This window comes from Rhodococcus sp. MEB041 (genome assembly GCF_030208955.1).
GTDB lineage: Bacteria > Actinomycetota > Actinomycetes > Mycobacteriales > Mycobacteriaceae > Rhodococcoides.
This window is the reverse complement of the sequence record NZ_JARVSZ010000002.1, coordinates 907,842-926,379: the sequence shown is the minus strand read 5'-3', so window position 1 is coordinate 926,379 and position 18,538 is coordinate 907,842. Positions and strand designations below refer to the sequence as shown.

The window sequence follows — 18,538 nt, the reverse complement described above, 5'->3', positions numbered from 1 at the left end:
GGTTGCGCGCGACATACTGGAATGCGCTTCTCGGGGGAGACGTTAAAGTGGTGAGAGGTTCGCGGCGAACCGAGTATCGAAACCCGAGAGAAGGCCATAGCCACCACGTGAGTGACAACATCCCTTTCGTCGGCACCAGAGGTGACGATGCGCAGGACACCACTCGTGCGTCCCGCGCGCAGAAGCGGCAGTCCTCACGCCCGGTTCTGACCGAGGCGCGTGTGACCGAGTCCATCGAACTCGACCCCGCCGTGATGTTCCCTCTGCTCGGGTCCGCCGACGGTAACCTCCGGGCGCTCGAGCAGGTGCTCTCCGCCGAGATCCACGTACGCGGCAACGTCGTCACGTTCGAGGGGGCACCGTCCGACATCGCCGTCGGCAAGCGGGTGCTCACCGAGCTCGCCGCCGTCGTGGTCGCCGGCGGACCGGTCACTCCGGACGCGGTGCGGCGCACCGTCGCGATGCTCAGCCGCGGCGTGAGCGAGTCTCCCGCCGAGGTGCTGAGCCTGGACATCCTGTCCCGACGCGGCAAGACCATCCGGCCCAAGACACTGAACCAGAAGCGCTACGTCGACGCGATCGACTCCAACACCATCGTGTTCGGCGTGGGTCCCGCCGGAACGGGCAAGACCTATCTGGCCATGGCCAAGGCGGTGCAGGCTCTGCAGGCGAAGCAGGTCAGCCGCATCATCCTCACGCGCCCGGCCGTCGAGGCGGGGGAGCGACTCGGGTTCCTCCCCGGCACACTGCACGACAAGATCGATCCGTACCTGCGTCCGCTCCACGACGCGCTGCACGACATGATGGACGTCGAAGCCATCCCGAAGCTCATGCAGGCGGGCATCATCGAGGTCGCACCGCTGGCCTACATGCGTGGCCGCACGCTGAACGACGCGTTCATCATCCTCGACGAGGCGCAGAACACCACGGCCGAGCAGATGAAGATGTTCCTGACCCGCCTCGGCTTCAACTCGAAGATCGTCGTCACCGGTGACATCACGCAGGTGGATCTCCCCGGCGGATCGCGCTCGGGACTGCGTGCCGCCACCGAGATCCTGGTGGACATCGACGACATCCACTTCGCCAAGCTCGACAGCAGCGACGTGGTCCGGCACCGACTGGTCTCCGACATCGTCGACGCCTACGACCGTTTCGACGCCGCGGACGCCAAGTCCGCCAACCGCGCTGCGCGTCGCAGTGGCGGTCCCCGCGCCGCGCACCACTGATGTGGGCGTGCACGGGCACGGGGGCGTCGCCGCGCACTAGTACGGTGTTCGCATGAGCATCGAGGTCTCCAACGAATCCGGGATGGACGTCGGAGAAGAGGATCTGATCGCGGTCGCGCGCTACGCCATCGCGCAGATGGACGTGCACCCGGCAGCCGAGCTGTCCATGGTCCTCGTCGACTCCGCCACCATGGCCGATCTCCACATGCGCTGGATGGACCTGCCGGGTCCCACCGACGTGATGTCGTTCCCGATGGACGAGCTCGAGCCGGGCGGTCGCCCGGACTCACCGGACCCCGGTCCGTCGATGCTCGGAGACATCGTGCTGTGCCCGTCGTTCGCGGCGGACCAGGCCGAGAAGGCCGGGCACCCGCTCGAGCACGAACTCGCACTCCTCACCGTGCACGGTGTGCTGCACCTCCTCGGCTACGACCACGCGGAGCCGGACGAGGAGAAGGAGATGTTCGGCCTGCAGAACAGCATCCTCGAGGACTGGTACGAGAGTCTGCGCCAGGCCGAGCGCGACGCTCTGTCGGCTGCGCGGGACGCGAAACTGTTGGGCAGCACCGGCTTCGCGAATCCCCGGACCGATGCCGGTGGTGAGTCGACCCGGTGACCAGCGCTCCGGCACTGATCGTGCTCGCGGTTGTCCTCGTCCCTCTCGGTGGCCTCTTCGCCGCCATCGACTCCGCCGTCAACACCGTCTCCTCCGCACGCGTCGAGGAGATGGTGAAGGAATCTCGGGGCGGGGCGAGCGAACTGCTCCGCATCCTCGAGGACCGTCCGCGGTACGTCAATCTGATGGTGCTGCTGCGCATCCTGTGCGAGATCGGGTCCACGGTTCTGCTCGCCGGAGCGTTGCTGGACCTGCTCGCGCCGGCGCAGGCGCTGGCCATCGCCGCCGGCGTCATGGTGGTGGTCGACTACGTCGTCATCGGCGTGGGGCCCCGCACACTCGGCCGCCAGCACGCGTACTCCATCTCGCTGGGGTCGTCCTACCCGCTGCGCGCCATCGGCATCCTGCTCGGCCCGGTGAGCCGGTTGCTCATTCTCGTCGGCAATGCGATCACGCCCGGCCGCGGCTTCCGCAACGGTCCCTTCGCCTCCGAGATCGAACTGCGGGAACTGGTCGACATGGCGCAGGAGCGCGGCGTGGTCGCCGACGACGAGCGCCGCATGATCCAGTCCGTGTTCGAGCTCGGCGACACCTCCGCACGCGAGGTGATGGTGCCGCGCACCGAGATGGTGTGGATCGAGCGTGACAAGTCCGCCGGACAGGCGACCACCCTCGCCGTGCGGAGCGGGCATTCGCGGATCCCGGTGATCGGCGAGAACGTCGACGACATCCTCGGCGTCGTCTATCTCAAGGACCTCGTGCAACAGACGTACACGTCGTCCGACGGTGGCCGCAGCGTGCGTGTCGACGAGGTCATGCGTCCCGCGGTGTTCGTCCCGGACTCCAAGCCGCTGGACAGCCTGCTGGCCGAGATGCAGAGGGACCGCAAGCACATGGCCGTCCTGGTGGACGAGTACGGCGGTGTCGCCGGCCTCGTCACCATCGAGGACGTGCTCGAGGAGATCGTCGGCGAGATCGCGGACGAGTACGACACCGACGAGGTGGCCCCGATCGAGGAACTCGAGGACGGCCGCTTCCGGGTGTCGTCCCGGCTTCCTCTCGAGGATCTCGGCGAACTGTTCGACATCGAGATCGACAACGACGAGGTGGACACCGTCGGCGGCCTGCTGTCCTACGAGATCGGGCGCGTCCCGCTGCCGGGTGCCCGTGTCGAGGCACACGGGTTGATCCTGGTGGCCGAGGGCGGCTCCGATGCGCGCGGACGAGTGCGCGTGAGCACCGTGACCGCCGAGAAGCTTCCCGAACCGGACTCCGACGACGAGGACGCCGAGTCGCCGGACGAGAGAGACGAGATCGACCATGACCGAGACTGACGATTTCCACTCCGGGTTCGTGTGCTTCGTCGGACGGCCCAACACCGGCAAGTCCACTCTGACGAATGCCCTGGTGGGGGCCAAGATCGCCATCACGTCCTCTCGGCCCCAGACCACACGCCACACCATTCGGGGCATCGTGCACCGGGACCACGCGCAGCTGATCCTCGTGGACACCCCGGGCCTGCACCGGCCGAGGACCTTGCTCGGGCAGCGTCTGAACGACCTTGTGCGCGACACCTACTCGGAGGTCGACGCCATCGGTCTCTGCATCCCGGCGGACGAGAAGATCGGCCCCGGCGATCGCTGGATCCTGGAGCAGGTCCGCCACAACGCGGGCAGGACAGCGCTGGTCGGTCTGGTGACCAAGATCGACAAGGTCTCCAAGCAGCGCGTCATGGAGCAGCTGATCGCCGTCTCCAACCTGCTCGGTCCCGACTGCGAGGTGGTCCCCGTGTCCGCCGCGTCCGGCGAGCAGGTGGAGGTCGTCGTCGACGTCTTCGCGAAGGTGCTGCCGCCCGGGCCTGCGTTCTACCCCGACGGTGAGCTGACGGACGAGCCGGAGGAGACCCTCATGGCCGAGTTGATCCGGGAGGCAGCGCTCGAGGGAGTGCGCGACGAGCTCCCGCACTCCCTCGCCGTGGTCATCGAGGAGGTCGGGCCCCGCGAGGGGTCGGACACGATGCTGGACGTGCACGCCATTCTCTACGTCGAACGTCAGTCGCAGAAGGCGATCGTCATCGGCAAGGGTGGGGCCCGACTGCGCGACGTGGGCACCGCGGCTCGCGGTCAGATCGAGAAGCTGCTCGGCACCCGCATCTACCTCGACCTCCGCGTCAAGGTGGCCAAGGACTGGCAGCGCGATCCCAAGCAGATGGGCAAGCTGGGCTTCTGACCCCGCGCTACCGTGCCGCGATCGATCGTCGCGACACGGTAGCCGGGTGCAGGTTCAGGACAGGTGCTCAGGCTCCGTCTGGGTCTTGTGGTGCTCGTCGGAGCGCATGGCGTCCTGGCCGCCGTGCCCCACTCCCGGGCTGCCGGCCCTGGCCGGACTCAACGAGACGACGATCGACTTCGACGTGGGGCAGTTGCTGTCGGTCGCCGACGAGTCCAGCGGAACCAGCGGGTTGGTCTCCGGGTAGTAGGCGGCTGCGGACCCCTTGGGCGTCTGGTACTCGACGATCCGGAAGTTCTCGGCGACGCGCACCACGTCGTCGTCGTCCCACTTGGTGGTGATGTCGACGAAGTCGCCGTCCTTCATGCCGAGTTCCGCGATGTCGCCGCGGTTGACGAACACGACGCGGCGGCCGCCCTCGATTCCCCGGTACCGGTCGCTGAGTCCGTAGATCGTGGTGTTGAACTGATCATGGCTCCGGAACGTCTGCAGCAGAAGATGTTTCGGCGGCACCTGCAGAGCCTCGATGGGCGAGACGAAGAACTCGGCGAGGCCGGACTCCGTCTGGAAGGTCCGCGAGTCCCGCGGCGGGTGGGGGAGGACGAAGCCTCCGGGGCGCCGAGCGTTGACCTCGTAGCCCTGGCATCCCGGAACCACCCGCGAGATGTGCTGACGGATGGTGCGGTAGTCGTCGCGCATGCCCTTCCAGTCGAGACCGTAGCGGTCGCCGATCGTGGCTTCCGCGATCTGCGTGATGATCTCGACCTCGGACTTGACGTGCGGGCTCGGCGGATCGAGCGGACCGCGGGAGGAGTGCACCGAGCACGTCGAGTCCTCGACGCTGATCCACTGCGGCCCGCTGGCCTGGATGTCCTTCTCGGTGCGGCCCTTGGTCGGCAGGATCAGCGCCACGTCCCCGGTGACGAGGTGCGAGCGGTTGATCTTCGTCGAGATGTGCACCGTCATGTTCGTCTTGCGCATGGCATCGAAGGTGACGGTGCTGTCCGGCGTGGCCTGGGCGAAGTTGCCGCCGAGACCGAGGAAGAACTTCACCTTGCCGTCGCGCATCCCGCGGATCGAGTCGATCGTGTCGAGACCGTTCTCGCGGGGCGGATCGAAGCCGAACTCGCTCTCGAGTGCGTCGAGGAAGTGCTTCGGTACCCGCTCCCAGATGCCCATCGTGCGGTCGCCCTGCACGTTCGAGTGACCGCGCACGGGCAGCACACCCGCGTTCGGCTTACCGATGTTGCCCTGAGCGAACGCGAGGTTGGTGATCTCCTTGACGGTGTTCACGGCGTTGCGGTGCTGCGTGATGCCCATGGCCCAGCAGAAGACGGTGGCCTTCGAGTCGCGCAGGAGCTTCGCTGCGTCTGTGATCTGGGCTCGGGAGAGACCGGTGACCGTCTCCACCTCGTCCCAGTCGACCGCCGAGACGTGCTGCTTCCACAGATCGAAGTTGTTGGTGTACTTCTCGATGAACTCGTGATCGAGGGCGTCCCACTCGACCAGCAGCTTGCCGATGGCCTGGAAGAGCGCCAGGTCGCCGTTGATGCGGATCGGCAGGTGCATGTCCTCGAGATCGGTGCCGGGTCCCACCATGCCGCGCGGGGTCTGCGGATTCTTGAAGTTGATGAGGCCGGCCTCGCGCAACGGGTTGATCGCCAGGATCTTGGCGCCGTTCTGCTTGGCCTTCTCCAGCGCGGACAGCATGCGCGGGTGGTTGGTGCCCGGGTTCTGTCCGGCCAGGATGATGAGGTCCGCGCCGTACACGTCGTCGAGCACGACGCTGGCCTTGCCGATGCCCATCGACTCCTGCAGAGCGAACGACGTGGACTCGTGACACATGTTGGAACAGTCCGGCAGGTTGTTGGTGCCGTACGCGCGAACGAAGAGCTGGTACACGAACGCGGACTCGTTCGACGCGCGGCCCGACGTGTAGAACGTGGCCTCGTCCGGGTGCAGCGAGCGCAGCTCCTCGCCGATGAGGTCGAATGCCTCGTCCCACCCGATCGCCTCGTAGTGGGTGCCGCCCGACCGCTTGACCATCGGGTGCGTGATGCGTCCCTGCTGACCGAGCCAGTGCTCACTGTGCGAGTCGAGGTCGGCGATGCTGTGGCGCGCGAAGAACTCCGGGGTGGCGCGGCGCTTGTCGGCTTCCTCGGCGACGGCCTTCGCGCCGTTCTCGCAGAACTCCGCGGCGTGACGGTGACCCGGATCCGGATCGGGCCACGCGCAGCTCATGCAGTCGAAGCCCTCGGCCTGGTTCAGGTCGAGCAGGGTCCGTGCTGTCCGCACCGGGCCCATGCGCTCGAGCGAGCGCTTCATCGAGACGGCGACGGCGGTCGGACCGGCGGCATGCGTCTTCGGCTTCTCGATCGACAGGTCGGCCTCGTCGTAGTCCCGAGAGTCGTGTGTGCGTGTCATCGATCCGTCACTCCTTCATGTCGCGCGTGCCCCTCTGGTCGAGGGTAGTGCGCGGCGCCGACACGACCGGTCGGACGACGCGCTTCCACTCCTGTCTACCCGCGCCGACGATTCCGTACCCGTCGCCTAGCGTGAGGCCATGACGAGAACTCGCACCGTGTCCGATCACGTCGACGTCGCGGCATCGCCCGACGAGGTCTACGCACTGGTCAGCGATCCGACGCAGACGCATCGGTGGAGCCCCGAGAACACGGGAGCGGTGGTGGACGAGCCGCGCCGTGGAGGTACCTACGAGGGTATGACGTTCGTCGGCCGCAACAAGCGCGGCCGGGCGACGTGGAGCACGCGGTGCGTGGTGACGGCCGCCGATCCCGCACGGCGGTTCGCGTTCCGGGTCGAGGTCATCGGACCCGGCAAGCCGATCGTCCGCGCACGGAACGCGAGCTGGGAGTACAGCTTCGCACCCGTGGACGGCGGCACCCGCGTCACCGAGACGTGGACGGACGATCGGCCGTGGCCCGACGCGGTGGCCGCGCTGTTCGACAAGGTGGCCACCGGGGGCAGTTCCTTCGCGTCCTTCCAGCGCCGCAACATCGCGCGGACGCTGGCGAATCTGCAGGCCGAGCTCGGCGCTCCCTGACCTCGCCCGGTCGTCCTGCGTGGGACAATGACATGGTGCCGGCGAGCAGAGGTGGAGTGTGAGGTCGTATCGCGATCATGCCGTCGTCCTGCGCCAGCACAAGCTCGGTGAGGCCGACCGCATCGTCACGCTCCTCACCCGCCGCCACGGACTGGTGCGCGCAGTAGCGAAGGGCGTGCGCCGCACGACGTCGAAGTTCGGCGCCCGGCTCGAGCCGTTCGCCTACATCGACGTGCAGCTGTATCCCGGTCGCAACCTCGACATCGTGACCCAGGTACAGACCGTCGAGTCGTTCGCGTCCGACATCGTCGCCGACTACGGCCGCTACACCACCGGGTGCGCCGTCCTCGAGACCTCCGAGCGACTGGCGGGTGAGGAGCATGCTCCGGCGCCTCGTCTGCATCACCTGACCGTCGGCGCGCTGCGCACCCTGGCCTCCGGGGCTCGCGACTCGGAACTGGTGCTGGACGCGTTCCTGCTGCGGGCGATGAACTTCGCCGGGTGGGCTCCGTCGCTGGACGAGTGCGCGACGTGCGCTGCGCCCGGTCCGCATCGCGCGTTCCACGTCTCCGCCGGGGGAGCGGTGTGCACCCACTGTCGCCCCGCCGGGTCCAGCACACCCTCGGTGGGTGTGCTCGACCTGATGTCGGCCCTGCAGAGCGGCGACTGGGCGGGTACCGAGGCGTCGACCGACTCGATGCGCGTGCAGGCGAGCGGTCTGGTGGCCGCGCACCTGCAATGGCATCTCGAACGGCAACTGCGGACGCTCCCGTTCGTCGAACGCAGTGGCGGGTCCGGGACCGCCGGGTCCGCACCTGCCGGAGAAACTCCGGTCGGGCAGGATGAGACCCGTGATCCGTCGAAGTCCACGCGAGCAGCCCACCCGGCGTGAGGTCCGCGCGCCCGATCCGCACCCGTCCGGTGCCCGCGCGCCGATCCTGCAGCCGGAGCTGATTCCCCGCCACGTTGCGCTCGTCATGGACGGCAACGGGCGCTGGGCGCAGGATCGCGGACTGCCCCGCACCGCCGGTCACGAGCGCGGCGAGGCCGTCCTCATGGACACGGTCTGCGGATGCATCGACATCGGTGTGCGGTGGCTGTCCGCCTACGCGTTCTCGACGGAGAACTGGCGTCGCAGCCCGGACGAGGTGAAGTTCCTCATGGGCTTCAACCGCGACGTCATCCGCCGCCGCCGCGACGAGATGCACGAGATGGGGGTGCGCGTCCGCTGGGCGGGGCGCCGACCTCGTCTGTGGCGCAGCGTCATCAACGAACTCGAGACGGCCGAGGAGCTCACGAAGGACAACACCGTCATGACGCTGACGATGTGCGTCAACTACGGCGGCCGCGCCGAGATCGTGGACGCAGCCCGCGAGATCGCCCGTCGCGCAGCAGCCGGACAGCTCGATCCCGACAAGATCTCCGAGGCGTCCTTCGCGAAGTACCTCGACGAACCGGACATGCCCGACGTCGATCTCTTCCTGCGGCCGTCCGGCGAGCAGCGCACGTCCAATTTCCTGATCTGGCAGTCCGCGTACGCGGAGATGGTGTTCCAGGAGAAGCTCTTTCCCGATTTCGATCGCCGCGACCTGTGGGCCGCGTGCGTCGAGTACGCCTCGCGTGACCGCAGATTCGGTGGTGTGAAATGACGGAGCAGGACATCGTGGCGGCCCTGCAGGACCGGGCCCGGCTGGCACTCGGACAGTTCGCGGACGTGTCCGTGGGCGACGACGGATCGCTCGGGTTCAGCTACGCGGGCGCACTCTGCTCGCTGCGTGCGGTCGCTCTGAGTCCGGGACTCGAGGTGCTCGCTCTGACGGCCGTGCTGGCCTGGGACCGTCCGTCGTCGGGAACGCTGCGGGCGCGAGTGGCGGTGCGCAACAGCGAGTCCCAGTTCGGCTCGATCTCGCTCACGACGCACGGGTCGCAGGCCGACGTCGTGATGCGCTACACGTTCCCGGCGTCGGGTCTCGACGACGAACCACTCATGACGATGCTCGTCCTGGTGCTCTCGGGTGTTGAGAAGGCGCGCGTCGGCCTGGTGCCGTGACTCATCGCGCGGCGCACTCGCTGCAGGTGCCGAAGATCTCGGCGGTGTGGCTGACGTCGCTGAAACCGTGCTTCGACGCCACCGACTTGGTCCAGCGCTCCACGGCGGCACCTTCCACCTCGACGGTGAAGCCGCAGTCGCGGCACACCAGATGGTGGTGGTGACCGTCGGAGCACCGGCGGTAGACGGACTCACCGGAATCGGTCCGCAGGACGTCTATGGTGCCGGCGTCCGCGAGGGCCTGCAGGGTGCGGTAGACGGTGGTGAGGCCGATACCGTCGCCACGCTTGCGCAGTTCGTCGTGCAGCTCCTGCGCCGACCGGAACTCGTCGACGGTCTCCAGCAGTTCGGAGATGGCGCTGCGCTGCTTGGTCGAGCGCACACCGATGGTGCGGGGAGCGGTCACGAGTGGTTCTCCTCCTGAGCGTGGGCGACGGCGTCGACGACGATGTGGGCGAGGTGGTCGTCCACCAGGCGGTACAGGACCTCGCGTCCGGCACGCTCACCGCGGACGACGCCCGCGGCCTTGAGGACACGCAGGTGCTGGCTGATGAGGGGCTGCGTGACGCCCAGTGCACCGACCAGCTCGTGCACACACCGCTCCGACTCGCGCAGTTGCAGCACGATCGCGATGCGCACCGGAGCGGCGAGTGCACGCAGCAGGTCGCCCGCGCCGCCCAGCACGTCCTTGGACGGCAGCGGAACGGGGCTCGGAGCCGCGGGAGGGACCACCGTGTCGTCGATGCTCATGAAGGTCCTCCTGCACTGTGGGGTGGTGCTTAATGGAAACAGTAACCACTTTCGACATCTACTCTGATATGCGCGGACGTGCATGTCAACTCACCGGTGCTCGAAGGCCGGGACGTCGCCGGATAGTCTGATGTGTCGCGAGCAGAGGGACACCCCCTCGCTCGGCAGTACTACCGACCACCCGAGATGGAGAGCTGGCCCCGTGGCACCGAAGTCCAAGATCGATACCGTCGCCAACCTGGCCAAACGCCGGGGACTCGTCTACCAGTGTGGCGAGATCTACGGCGGAACCAAGTCGGCCTGGGATTACGGCCCCCTCGGCGTGGAGCTGAAGGACAACATCAAGAAGCAGTGGTGGCGCAACATGATCACCAGCCGCGAGGACACGGTGGGTCTCGACTCGTCCGTGATCCTGCCGCGCGAGGTGTGGGAGGCGTCCGGCCACGTCGAGACGTTCTCCGACCCGCTGGTCGAGTCGCTCCACACCCACAAGCGCTACCGCGCCGATCACCTGCTCGAAGCGTACGAGGAGAAGCACGGCCACCCGCCGGAGAACGGACTAGCCGACATCCGTGATCCCGAGACCGGGGAGCCCGGTTCCTGGACGGAGCCGCGCGCATTCTCCGGACTGCTCAAGACGTTCCTCGGACCTGTCGACGACGAGGCCGGACTGCACTACCTCCGCCCCGAGACGGCGCAGGGCATCTTCGTCAACTTCGCCAACGTGCTCACCACGTCGCGCAAGAAGCCGCCGTTCGGCATCGGCCAGATCGGCAAGAGCTTCCGCAACGAGATCACGCCCGGCAACTTCATCTTCCGCACCCGCGAGTTCGAGCAGATGGAGATGGAGTTCTTCGTCAAGCCCGGCGAGGACGAGCAGTGGCACCAGTACTGGATCGACTACCGCATGAAGTGGTACACCGATCTGGGCATCGACCCGGAGAACCTGCGCCTGTACGAGCACGCGCAGGAGAAGCTGTCGCACTACTCCAAGCGCACCGTGGACATCGAGTACCGCTTCGAGTTCCAGGGCAGCGCGTGGGGCGAGCTCGAGGGCGTCGCCAACCGCACCGACTTCGACCTGTCGACGCACTCGAAGCACTCGGGCACCGACCTGAGCTTCTACGACCAGGCCAACGACGAGCGTTACACGCCGTACGTCATCGAACCTGCTGCGGGACTGACTCGTTCGCTCATGGCCTTCCTCGTCGACGCGTACCACGAGGACGAGGCGCCCAATGCGAAGGGCGGCGTGGACAAGCGGACGGTGCTGCGACTCGATCGTCGTCTGGCGCCGGTCAAGGCCGCCGTGCTCCCGCTGAGCCGCAACGCCGACCTGACGCCCAAGGCCAAGGACCTCGCGGCGACTCTGCGACAGAACTGGAACGTCGAGTTCGACGACGCCGGCGCCATCGGTCGCCGCTACCGTCGCCAGGACGAGATCGGCACCCCGTTCTGCATCACGGTCGACTTCGACACGCTGGACGACCATGCGGTCACCATCCGCGAGCGCGACAGCATGGCACAGGAACGGATCGCCCTCGATCAGGTCGAGGGCTACCTCGCCACCCGCCTGCTGGGCTGCTGACCGCTACTTCTGCAGAGCAGCGGTCATCTGCTCCTCGGTCTCTTTCCCGACCCGCTCGAAGGCGATGCCGGCGAGCGGGTCGGCCAGTTTCGCGAGGCCGTTGAACTCGATGTTCGCGTGATAGGTGATCTCGGTGGAGGTCGGGCCGGCTTCGTTCAGCGTGATGTCGTCGGTGCTCGTAGCCGTCTTGTTCGTGCCCTTCAGGACGATGTGGCCGGGCTCGTCGACCTCGAGACGGTAGGTCAGCTCGGTCGAGATGCCGTACAGCTTCGACGTGTTGTTCCATTCCGTGCCGACTGCGACCGGTCCGGGCGTGGACTGCGTGCACTCCACGGTGCCCGGATCCCATTCGGTGGCGTTCGCGAAGTCGCGCAGGTACGCGGCCACGTCCGCCCGTGATCGGGTGACGGTGAAGGTGCGGGTGACATCGACCATGGCGTGTCGGACTCCTGAGCTCGAGGATGCGTACCGGGCAGGGATGCCCTCGTCGGACTCGGTCCAATCTGGAGCTACCTGGCGCATGCGCGCTGCTGGTACTCCACCAACTGGCGCTGCACCGACACGGGTACCGGGATGCGGGTGTAGACCGGCACACCGTCACCCACTGCGATCCACGCGGGGAACACGAAGGGCTTCCTGGCGTCCGCGATGACATGCGGTTCGCAGGACGCCGTCGACAGCGTGACCGGGACGTCGATGCTCGCTGTTCCCGACGCCAGCGTGACCGGCACCTCCTCGCTGCTCAGCGCGTAGAGGAGGCTGCCGCGAATCTCGTCGAGGCGCAACGGGTCGTCACCGCCTCGGCGATCCAGGGTGAGCACCGCCGACAGAGGCGCCGCGGGGTCCGCCGGTGGAGGGCCGGGAACCAGGGTGACCGCGACGATGTCGGCGAGTTCGGCGGCGGCACATTCTTCGGCGTGGATTCGGTTCAGGGTGTCGTTCTGCGACGCGAGCGGCACCTCGACCGCGATGTCGTCACTCGTCTCGACGACCGCTGCCGCCGGTTCCGCTCCGACATCGCACAGCGCTGTTCCGTACGGCACGGTGACGTCGATGCGGGAGCCGCGGTCGAGCGTGATCTCGCGAGGTGTCGCGTCGACCGTCTCGAAGCCGGGAGAACGCAGTGCGACCGACCGGACGGTGACCGGCTGCTCCGACGCGCCTGTGAGCGTCACCTGAAGCTGTCCGCCCACCGCGTCGTCGTCGCGGCTCCGGTAGGCGGATGCGCTCACGGGGGCACGGACCTCCGGCGGCGGCGGTGCGCAGCCGACGAGGAGAGTCAGGGCAAGGGCGCTCGCCGCGACCCGGGCGGTCACCGGCTCAGAAACGTCCGCCGGACGAGCGTCCGATGCGTCCCGAGCTGCCGGAGCCACCGAACGAGCGCGGGCCGCCGCCGAATCCGCCGTAGCCACCGCCGCGACGGTTCCCGTACGAGCGGCCCCCGGAGAAGCCGCCGCGCAGCACGCTGTCGATGAGCACGCCGGTGAGGACGCCGCCCGCCGAGGACGAGCCGCCGTACCCACCGCTGTGCCGAGGGCGCTGTGTCGCCTCCCAGTCGGCGACGTCCGCCTGAGCGAGGTGCGACGCCTGCGCGGCGAGGGACAGGGCGGCCCCGGCGTGCTGCAGAGCGCGTGGCGCGTCCGTGGCACCCAGCTGCTGGGCGGCTTGGACGTGCCGTTCGGCCTCGGCGAGCCGCGTGCGTGCCTGGACCTTCACCGCGCCGCTGCGGGCGCCGATGTACTCGCTCGCGGCCCGCACCTGTGCCTGCGCCGACGCGAGGTCCCGGTCCAGTCGAGCGCGGGCATGGTCGTCCTGTTCCTTGCTCTGTGTGGCGACGGCGAGTGCGGAGTCGAGTTGCGCGTCGGCCGCGACGAGGGCGTTCATACTGCCCAGCGGATCCTGAGTGCCGCGGGTCCGTGCCTGATCCAACGCCTCGGCGACGGCGGCCCGTGCCGCGGTGAGTGGGTCTCCGCCGTGCGAGGCGAGGCGGTCCGCCGACGCGATGTCGGCTTCCGCGTCGGCCATCGCCGCGTCGAGCCCGGAGCGCGCGGCCTCGATGTCGGCGTCGGCGTGCTCGACGGCGTCGAGCAGCGATCGGGCGCGCGACAGCGCACTCTCCGCGGTGCGCACCGCGGCCACCACCGGTCCCTGGTGACCCACCGGTTGCGCGGCGGCATCACGCCCCTCGTCGATGCTCGCGTCGGCGAGCTCGAGCTGTTCCTTCGCCAGGTCGACGTTGTTCGCCACCGGCGCGAGGACGGAGCTGTCGTACCGCCCCGCGAGGCTCGTCATGGTCGCCGCCGCCGCGTCCAGCCGCGCCGTCTGCTCCACCTGCCCGCGCGTGAGCGCGTCGAGACGGGAGTCCGCGTCGATCAACAGGTTCCGGATCTCGTCGAACTCGGCGACCTTCTCGTCGAGGTGCCGGTCCGCGTCACTGCACGAGGTGATGATCGACAGGAGCATCTGGCGCCGCTCGTCGGGCGACTCGGGGATCGCGTCGTCCAGACGCTGCCTCGTCTCGAACGCGGCCGCGAGCGCGCGGCGGGCGCGGTCGAGAGCCTCGACGAACGGGCGAGCCGCGGCCTGTCCCAGTTCGCCGACGGCAGTGGACAACTCGTCGGCACTGGCCCGGATCGCCTCGTCGGTCTCCACCAGCAGAGCGCGGGAACGCTCGTCCAGGACGTCGAGCGGGAGAGCGGCGAAGGCCGCGGGGTCACTGCCGTCCAACTGCTCGGCGGCCTCCAGTGCATCGGCTCGCCGCCGCCGTGCGCGCAGCCGAGTGAAGGCGAAGGCGCCCAGTACGAGGACGAGGATCACGCCGACGGCGACCCAGAGACCTGCCGATCCCGAGCCGGTGGTCGACGCCGCCTTGCCCAGGCCGGTGGCTGCCGCCGTCGCCGCGCCCGCCCAGTTCTCCTCGCGCAGCGCCGGTTCGATCGAGGCCTGCTCGAGTTCGGAGATCTCCGAGTCCGAGATGCTCGACAGTGCCTGGGGAACGTTCAGGACGTACGAGCGGGCCTGCGTCGCGACCGCCATGAGCACATCACGGTCCCCGAAGTCGCTGGTGGACGCCGTGCGCTCACCCCACGAGGTGGCAGCCTGGCCCGAGAAGTCGTCGACGAAGACCACCCAGAGCCGGAAGCCCTGCTCGTCGTAGAGGGTGTCGACGGCGGACTGCACCTCGGACACCTCACCGGCATCGAGTGCGCCGGCCTGATCGGTGACCTGCTCGGGCACTCGGAACGGTTCCTCGGCGGAGGCGGGCACGCCCACACCGACCACGGCGAGGACGAACAGGATCGCGGTGGTGGCGGCACGCAGGAGCACTCGGACCCGGGTCATGGTGGGAACCTACCGGGAGCGTGGCCGAACGGTGCGAACGAGGACGAGAGACCCGTGACAACTGTCATGCCGCGGTCGTGACGCACGAACGAGGGTTCGTCCCTCGCATCGGAGCAGTGTTCTTCTCATGACCACACCAGCGATTCACCTCGACCATTTGCGGAAGTCGTTCGCCGGGCCGGGCCACACCCGTGTCCAGGCCGTCGACGACCTGTCACTCGTCGTCCACCCGGGCGAGATCGTCGCGTTCCTCGGGCCCAACGGCGCCGGCAAGACCACCACGATCGACATGATGCTGGGCCTCGGTCGACCCGACGAGGGCTCCGTCGCCCTCTTCGGCGGATCGCCCGAGGACGCCGTCGCGACGGGCCGCGTGTCGGCGGTGATGCAGAGCGGGGGACTGCTCAAGGACATCACCGTCGAGGAGACCGTTCGCCTCATCGGCACCCTGTACTCGTCCACCCGGCCCGTCTCGGAGGTCCTGGCACGCGCAGGCATCGCGGACATCGGGGGCCGGATGGTGGGGAAGTGCTCCGGCGGTCAGCAGCAGCGGTTGCGGTTCGCGCTCGCCCTGCTCCCGGATCCCGATCTCATCGTGCTCGACGAGCCGACCACGGGCATGGACGTGGAGGGCCGACGTGAGTTCTGGGCCGCCATGCGCGAGGACACCTCGCACGGACGCACGGTCCTGTTCGCCACGCACTACCTCGACGAGGCGGACGCCTACGCCGACCGCATCGTGCTGCTGCGCGACGGGCGCATCGTGGCGGACGGCACCGCGGCCGAGATCAAGAACGTGGCGTCCGGCCGGCGGGTCTCGGCGATCCTGCCGGGCGCGCGGGCAGCCGATCTGCTGGCCGTTCCCGGCGTCGACGACGTCGAGATCCACGGTGACCGGCTCACCGTCCACGCGACGGACTCGGATGCAGTCGCTCGATACCTGTTCGCACACACCGCAGCTCGCGAGGTGGAGATCGTTCCCCACACTCTCGAGGACGCGTTCCTGACCCTCACCACCGACACCACCGGGAGCCTCGCATGACCGCCACCGATTCGACCACCACCACCACTGTCCGGACGCTGCCGGCTCGGGGCGGATTCAACGCCGGCTTCCTCGCACTCGAGATGCGCCGGATGTTGCGGAACCGCCGCACCGTCGTCTTCGCACTCGTCGTGCCGCCGATCTTCTTCCTCATCTTCGGGCTGCAGGGTGATCTGAAGACCGAGTCGGCAGGATCGGCGAACGTCACCGGCTACGTCATGGTGAGCATGGCCCTCTACGGCGCGATGCTGGCCACCACGAGTGGCGGCGCCATGGTCTCGATCGAACGCGGACTCGGATGGAGCCGTCAGCTGCGGCTCACCCCGCTGACCCCCACCGCGTACATCGCGGTGAAGGTCGTCGTCGCCATGGCGCTCGGGCTCGTGTCCGTGGCCGTCGTCTTCGCCGTCGGTGCGGCGACAGGCGCGACTCTTCCCGCCGCGGCATGGGTGGAGTGCTTCGTGCTCGCCTGGATCACCTCGATCGTGTTCGCGGCGTTCGGCCTCTTCATGGGGTACCTGCTGCCGTCGGAGAACGTGATGCAGATTCTCGGACCCGGTCTCGCTGTGCTCGCGTTCGCCGGTGGTCTCTTCGTCCCGGCGAGTGGATGGTTCGCGACCGTGGCGAAGTTCGTCCCCACCTACGGGGTGGCCACGTTGGCGCGGTCGCCGCTCGGGGACACCTCGTGGACGTCGCTGGTGGAGGCGCTCGTCAACGTCGCGGTGTGGACGACGATCTTCGTGATCGGCGCGATGACGATGTTCCGCAAGGACACCGCCCGCGTATGACACGTCCGGACACCAGGGGGTCTAGCGTGGCGGCGGTGAGCAGGACCACCGCCGCCGCGCTCGGCCGTCGTCAGGGCCTCGTGCAGTCACTTCGGTCGCATTTCGTCATCGAGCCGCGCGAGGTGAACGTCGACGACAGCGAGGGGACGCGACTGCGCGCCGCCGTGCGCCGAGGCTGGGTCTTCAGTGCGGTGTGGCTGGCCTACCTGATCTATCCGGTACGGGCGGTGTGGAGTTACGACGGGCCCGTCCACTGGCAGGTGGCCGCAGCGCTGTGTCTGCTCGCCTTCGCCGCGGTGTTCCTGGGTGGTTTCCGCGACTTCCGGGGACGGCTGCATGCCGAGGCGCAGGTGCGGGTGCCCCGACAGTGGGCTGTGGTGGTGGCGCTGATGCTGCTGCTGGTTCCGGTCGCTCCCGCAGCCGGTGACTCCGTGTTGACGGGATGCGTGTTCGTGGCGGTTCTCGCCGTCATGACCCTTCCTCGCCGGTCGGGTCTCCTCGTGCTCGCTGCGAACGTCGCCGCGGTCGAGGTGCTTCCCCGTGTCGTCCCGAGTTGGACCCCGGACGATTCCGCCGGGTTCACCGTGGCGGTGGCCGCGTTCGCCGCCTGGGGAATCAGCCAACTCGTCGCTCGCAACATCCAGCTGACCGAGGCGCGCCGCCGCCTGTCCGACCTGGCCGTGGTCGAGGAGCGCGAGAGAGTCGCTCGCGACGTCCACGACATCCTCGGCCACTCGCTGACCGTCATCACCATGAAGGCCGAGCTGGCCGGGCGACTCGTCGAGGTGGATCCGGCGCGTGCCGCCGTCGAGATCGCCGACGTCGAGAGCCTCTCGCGCGCAGCGCTCGCCGACGTGCGATCGACGGTGGGCGGGCTGCGTCACCTGCGACTCGACACCGAGATACGGGGAGTGCGCAGCGCCGTCGAAGCGGCAGGGATGACACTGCACATCGAGGGGTCGGTGCGTGACGTGGCGGAGGAGTTCCGTGAGCTGTTCGCCTGGGCGCTCCGGGAAGCGGTGACGAACGTAGTGCGTCACAGCGGCGGAACCGAATGCCGGGTGCGACTCGACGCCCGCCGGATCACCGTCGCGGACAACGGCATCGGGCCGCAGGGCGAGTCCACGGGCACCGGCCTGCGGGGACTCACCGACCGCGCGGACGCCCTCGGCGCCGCCGTCCGGGTCGCACGGGGAAGTGACGGCGGGTTCACTCTCACGGTGACGGCGCCGTGACGATCCGACTCCTGCTGGCCGACGACCAGGCCCTGGTCCGCGGCGCTCTGGCCGCCCTGTTGGGACTCGAGCACGATCTCGACGTCGTCGCGGAGGTGGGGCGCGGCGACGAGGTGGTGCCCGCAGCGCTCGAGCACCGTCCCGACGTGGCGCTTCTCGACGTCGAGATGCCCGGGGGAGACGGCATCGCGACCACCGCCCTGCTGCGGGCGGCAGTCCCCACGTGTCGCGTGCTCGTGGTCACCACCTTCGGACGGCCCGGGTACGTGCGGCGGGCCATCGACGCCGGTGCCGGCGGATTCGTGGTCAAGGACACGCCCGCTCGCCAGCTCGCCGAGGCGGTCCGGCGGGTCCACGCCGGGATGCGCGTCATCGACCCGGCACTGGCGACGGAGACACTGACGGCCGGGAACTCGCCCCTGACACCGCGGGAGCGGGACGTCCTGTCCGCGGCGCGCTCCGGGACCACCGCCGGGTCCATCGCCGCCGCACTGCACCTCTCCGAGGGCACGGTGCGGAACCATCTCTCCGCCGCCATCGGGAAGACCGGTGCCACCACGCGCGCCGAGGCCGTGCGCATCGCGGAGGACAACGGGTGGTTGTGAGGC

The 18,538-nt window shown here is 68.6% G+C and carries 19 protein-coding genes; 13 read left to right on the top strand and 6 right to left on the bottom strand.

Translation table 11 applies throughout. The features are described 5' to 3' along the window. The first annotated feature begins 206 nt into the window (after positions 1 to 206). Genes QRN16_RS08330 through era form a run of 4 tightly spaced genes read left to right on the top strand, consistent with a single transcriptional unit; the run spans position 207 to position 4,071 of the window. Complete coding sequence (locus QRN16_RS08330; RefSeq protein ID WP_285186125.1) at positions 207 to 1,226, top strand: PhoH family protein; 1,020 nt, start codon at positions 207 to 209, stop codon at positions 1,224 to 1,226. Between the two features lie 52 nt (positions 1,227 to 1,278). Next, positions 1,279 to 1,842 carry an rRNA maturation RNase YbeY gene (ybeY, locus tag QRN16_RS08325; protein WP_027505720.1) on the top strand — a complete coding sequence of 188 codons (564 nt, stop codon included), beginning with the start codon at positions 1,279 to 1,281 and terminating at the stop codon, positions 1,840 to 1,842. Beyond that, positions 1,839 to 3,176: a hemolysin family protein gene (locus QRN16_RS08320; RefSeq protein ID WP_285185629.1), complete on the top strand. Its 1,338-nt coding sequence runs from the start codon at positions 1,839 to 1,841 to the stop codon at positions 3,174 to 3,176. The genes ybeY and QRN16_RS08320 overlap by 4 nt, the downstream gene beginning before the upstream one ends. After that, positions 3,163 to 4,071 carry a GTPase Era gene (era, locus tag QRN16_RS08315; protein WP_285185627.1) on the top strand — a complete coding sequence of 303 codons (909 nt, stop codon included), beginning with the start codon at positions 3,163 to 3,165 and terminating at the stop codon, positions 4,069 to 4,071. The genes QRN16_RS08320 and era overlap by 14 nt, the downstream gene beginning before the upstream one ends. 54 nt (positions 4,072 to 4,125) lie before the next feature. On the opposite strand, the gene QRN16_RS08310 is transcribed toward era, so the two are convergent. Continuing rightward, positions 4,126 to 6,495, bottom strand: coding sequence for an FdhF/YdeP family oxidoreductase (locus QRN16_RS08310; protein ID WP_027505723.1), 2,370 nt, complete (start codon positions 6,493 to 6,495; stop codon positions 4,126 to 4,128). A 139-nt stretch (positions 6,496 to 6,634) separates the two neighbouring features. Here QRN16_RS08310 and QRN16_RS08305 point away from each other — a divergent pair, with 139 nt between their 5' ends. The 4 genes from QRN16_RS08305 to QRN16_RS08290 are packed head-to-tail and all read left to right on the top strand — an operon-like array spanning position 6,635 to position 9,185. Next, the gene (locus QRN16_RS08305) at positions 6,635 to 7,135 is read left to right on the top strand and encodes an SRPBCC family protein (protein ID WP_056445781.1); all 501 of its coding nucleotides are present in this window, start codon (positions 6,635 to 6,637) and stop codon (positions 7,133 to 7,135) included. A gap of 58 nt (positions 7,136 to 7,193) precedes the next feature. Further along, positions 7,194 to 8,027, top strand: coding sequence for a DNA repair protein RecO (recO, locus tag QRN16_RS08300; RefSeq protein WP_027505725.1), 834 nt, complete (start codon positions 7,194 to 7,196; stop codon positions 8,025 to 8,027). Beyond that, entirely contained in the window at positions 7,978 to 8,784 is an 807-nt protein-coding gene (locus QRN16_RS08295) for an isoprenyl transferase (protein WP_027505726.1), read from the top strand. The genes recO and QRN16_RS08295 overlap by 50 nt, the downstream gene beginning before the upstream one ends. Beyond that, the gene (locus QRN16_RS08290) at positions 8,781 to 9,185 is read left to right on the top strand and encodes a hypothetical protein (RefSeq protein ID WP_027505727.1); all 405 of its coding nucleotides are present in this window, start codon (positions 8,781 to 8,783) and stop codon (positions 9,183 to 9,185) included. The genes QRN16_RS08295 and QRN16_RS08290 overlap by 4 nt, the downstream gene beginning before the upstream one ends. Before the next feature lies 1 nt (position 9,186). On the opposite strand, the gene QRN16_RS08285 is transcribed toward QRN16_RS08290, so the two are convergent. Both QRN16_RS08285 and QRN16_RS08280 read right to left on the bottom strand, forming a co-directional pair. Further along, a complete protein-coding gene (locus tag QRN16_RS08285; RefSeq protein WP_027505728.1) occupies positions 9,187 to 9,591 on the bottom strand; it encodes a Fur family transcriptional regulator in 405 nt (134 codons plus the stop codon). After that, a complete protein-coding gene (locus QRN16_RS08280; RefSeq protein ID WP_027505729.1) occupies positions 9,588 to 9,935 on the bottom strand; it encodes an ArsR/SmtB family transcription factor in 348 nt (115 codons plus the stop codon). The genes QRN16_RS08285 and QRN16_RS08280 overlap by 4 nt, the downstream gene beginning before the upstream one ends. Positions 9,936 to 10,137: 202 nt before the next feature. Between QRN16_RS08280 and QRN16_RS08275 the strand changes: the two genes are divergently transcribed. After that, positions 10,138 to 11,523, top strand: a complete 1,386-nt coding sequence (locus tag QRN16_RS08275; protein WP_027505730.1) for a glycine--tRNA ligase — start codon at positions 10,138 to 10,140, stop codon at positions 11,521 to 11,523. Positions 11,524 to 11,526: 3 nt separating this feature from the next. Here QRN16_RS08275 and QRN16_RS08270 read toward each other — a convergent pair whose 3' ends face one another. From QRN16_RS08270 to QRN16_RS08260, 3 genes are all read right to left on the bottom strand, one after another. After that, positions 11,527 to 11,958: an SRPBCC family protein gene (locus QRN16_RS08270; RefSeq protein WP_027505731.1), complete on the bottom strand. Its 432-nt coding sequence runs from the start codon at positions 11,956 to 11,958 to the stop codon at positions 11,527 to 11,529. 74 nt (positions 11,959 to 12,032) lie between these two features. Continuing rightward, positions 12,033 to 12,755, bottom strand: a complete 723-nt coding sequence (locus QRN16_RS08265) for a hypothetical protein (protein WP_285185618.1) — start codon at positions 12,753 to 12,755, stop codon at positions 12,033 to 12,035. An 88-nt stretch (positions 12,756 to 12,843) separates the two neighbouring features. Beyond that, a complete protein-coding gene (locus QRN16_RS08260) occupies positions 12,844 to 14,865 on the bottom strand; it encodes a TPM domain-containing protein (RefSeq protein ID WP_285185616.1) in 2,022 nt (673 codons plus the stop codon). Between the two features lie 127 nt (positions 14,866 to 14,992). Here QRN16_RS08260 and QRN16_RS08255 point away from each other — a divergent pair, with 127 nt between their 5' ends. From QRN16_RS08255 to QRN16_RS08240, 4 genes are read left to right on the top strand one after another with little or no spacing between them, the layout of a single operon-like run. Next, positions 14,993 to 15,907: an ABC transporter ATP-binding protein gene (locus QRN16_RS08255; RefSeq protein WP_056445775.1), complete on the top strand. Its 915-nt coding sequence runs from the start codon at positions 14,993 to 14,995 to the stop codon at positions 15,905 to 15,907. Continuing rightward, complete coding sequence (locus tag QRN16_RS08250) at positions 15,904 to 16,695, top strand: ABC transporter permease (protein WP_056445772.1); 792 nt, start codon at positions 15,904 to 15,906, stop codon at positions 16,693 to 16,695. Before QRN16_RS08255 ends, QRN16_RS08250 begins: the two co-directional genes overlap by 4 nt. Positions 16,696 to 16,730: 35 nt before the next feature. Then, entirely contained in the window at positions 16,731 to 17,930 is a 1,200-nt protein-coding gene (locus tag QRN16_RS08245; protein ID WP_162246772.1) for a sensor histidine kinase, read from the top strand. Further along, on the top strand, positions 17,927 to 18,535 hold the full coding sequence (locus QRN16_RS08240; RefSeq protein WP_027505737.1) for a response regulator transcription factor: 609 nt from the start codon (positions 17,927 to 17,929) through the stop codon (positions 18,533 to 18,535). Before QRN16_RS08245 ends, QRN16_RS08240 begins: the two co-directional genes overlap by 4 nt. Positions 18,536 to 18,538: the final 3 nt, after the last annotated feature.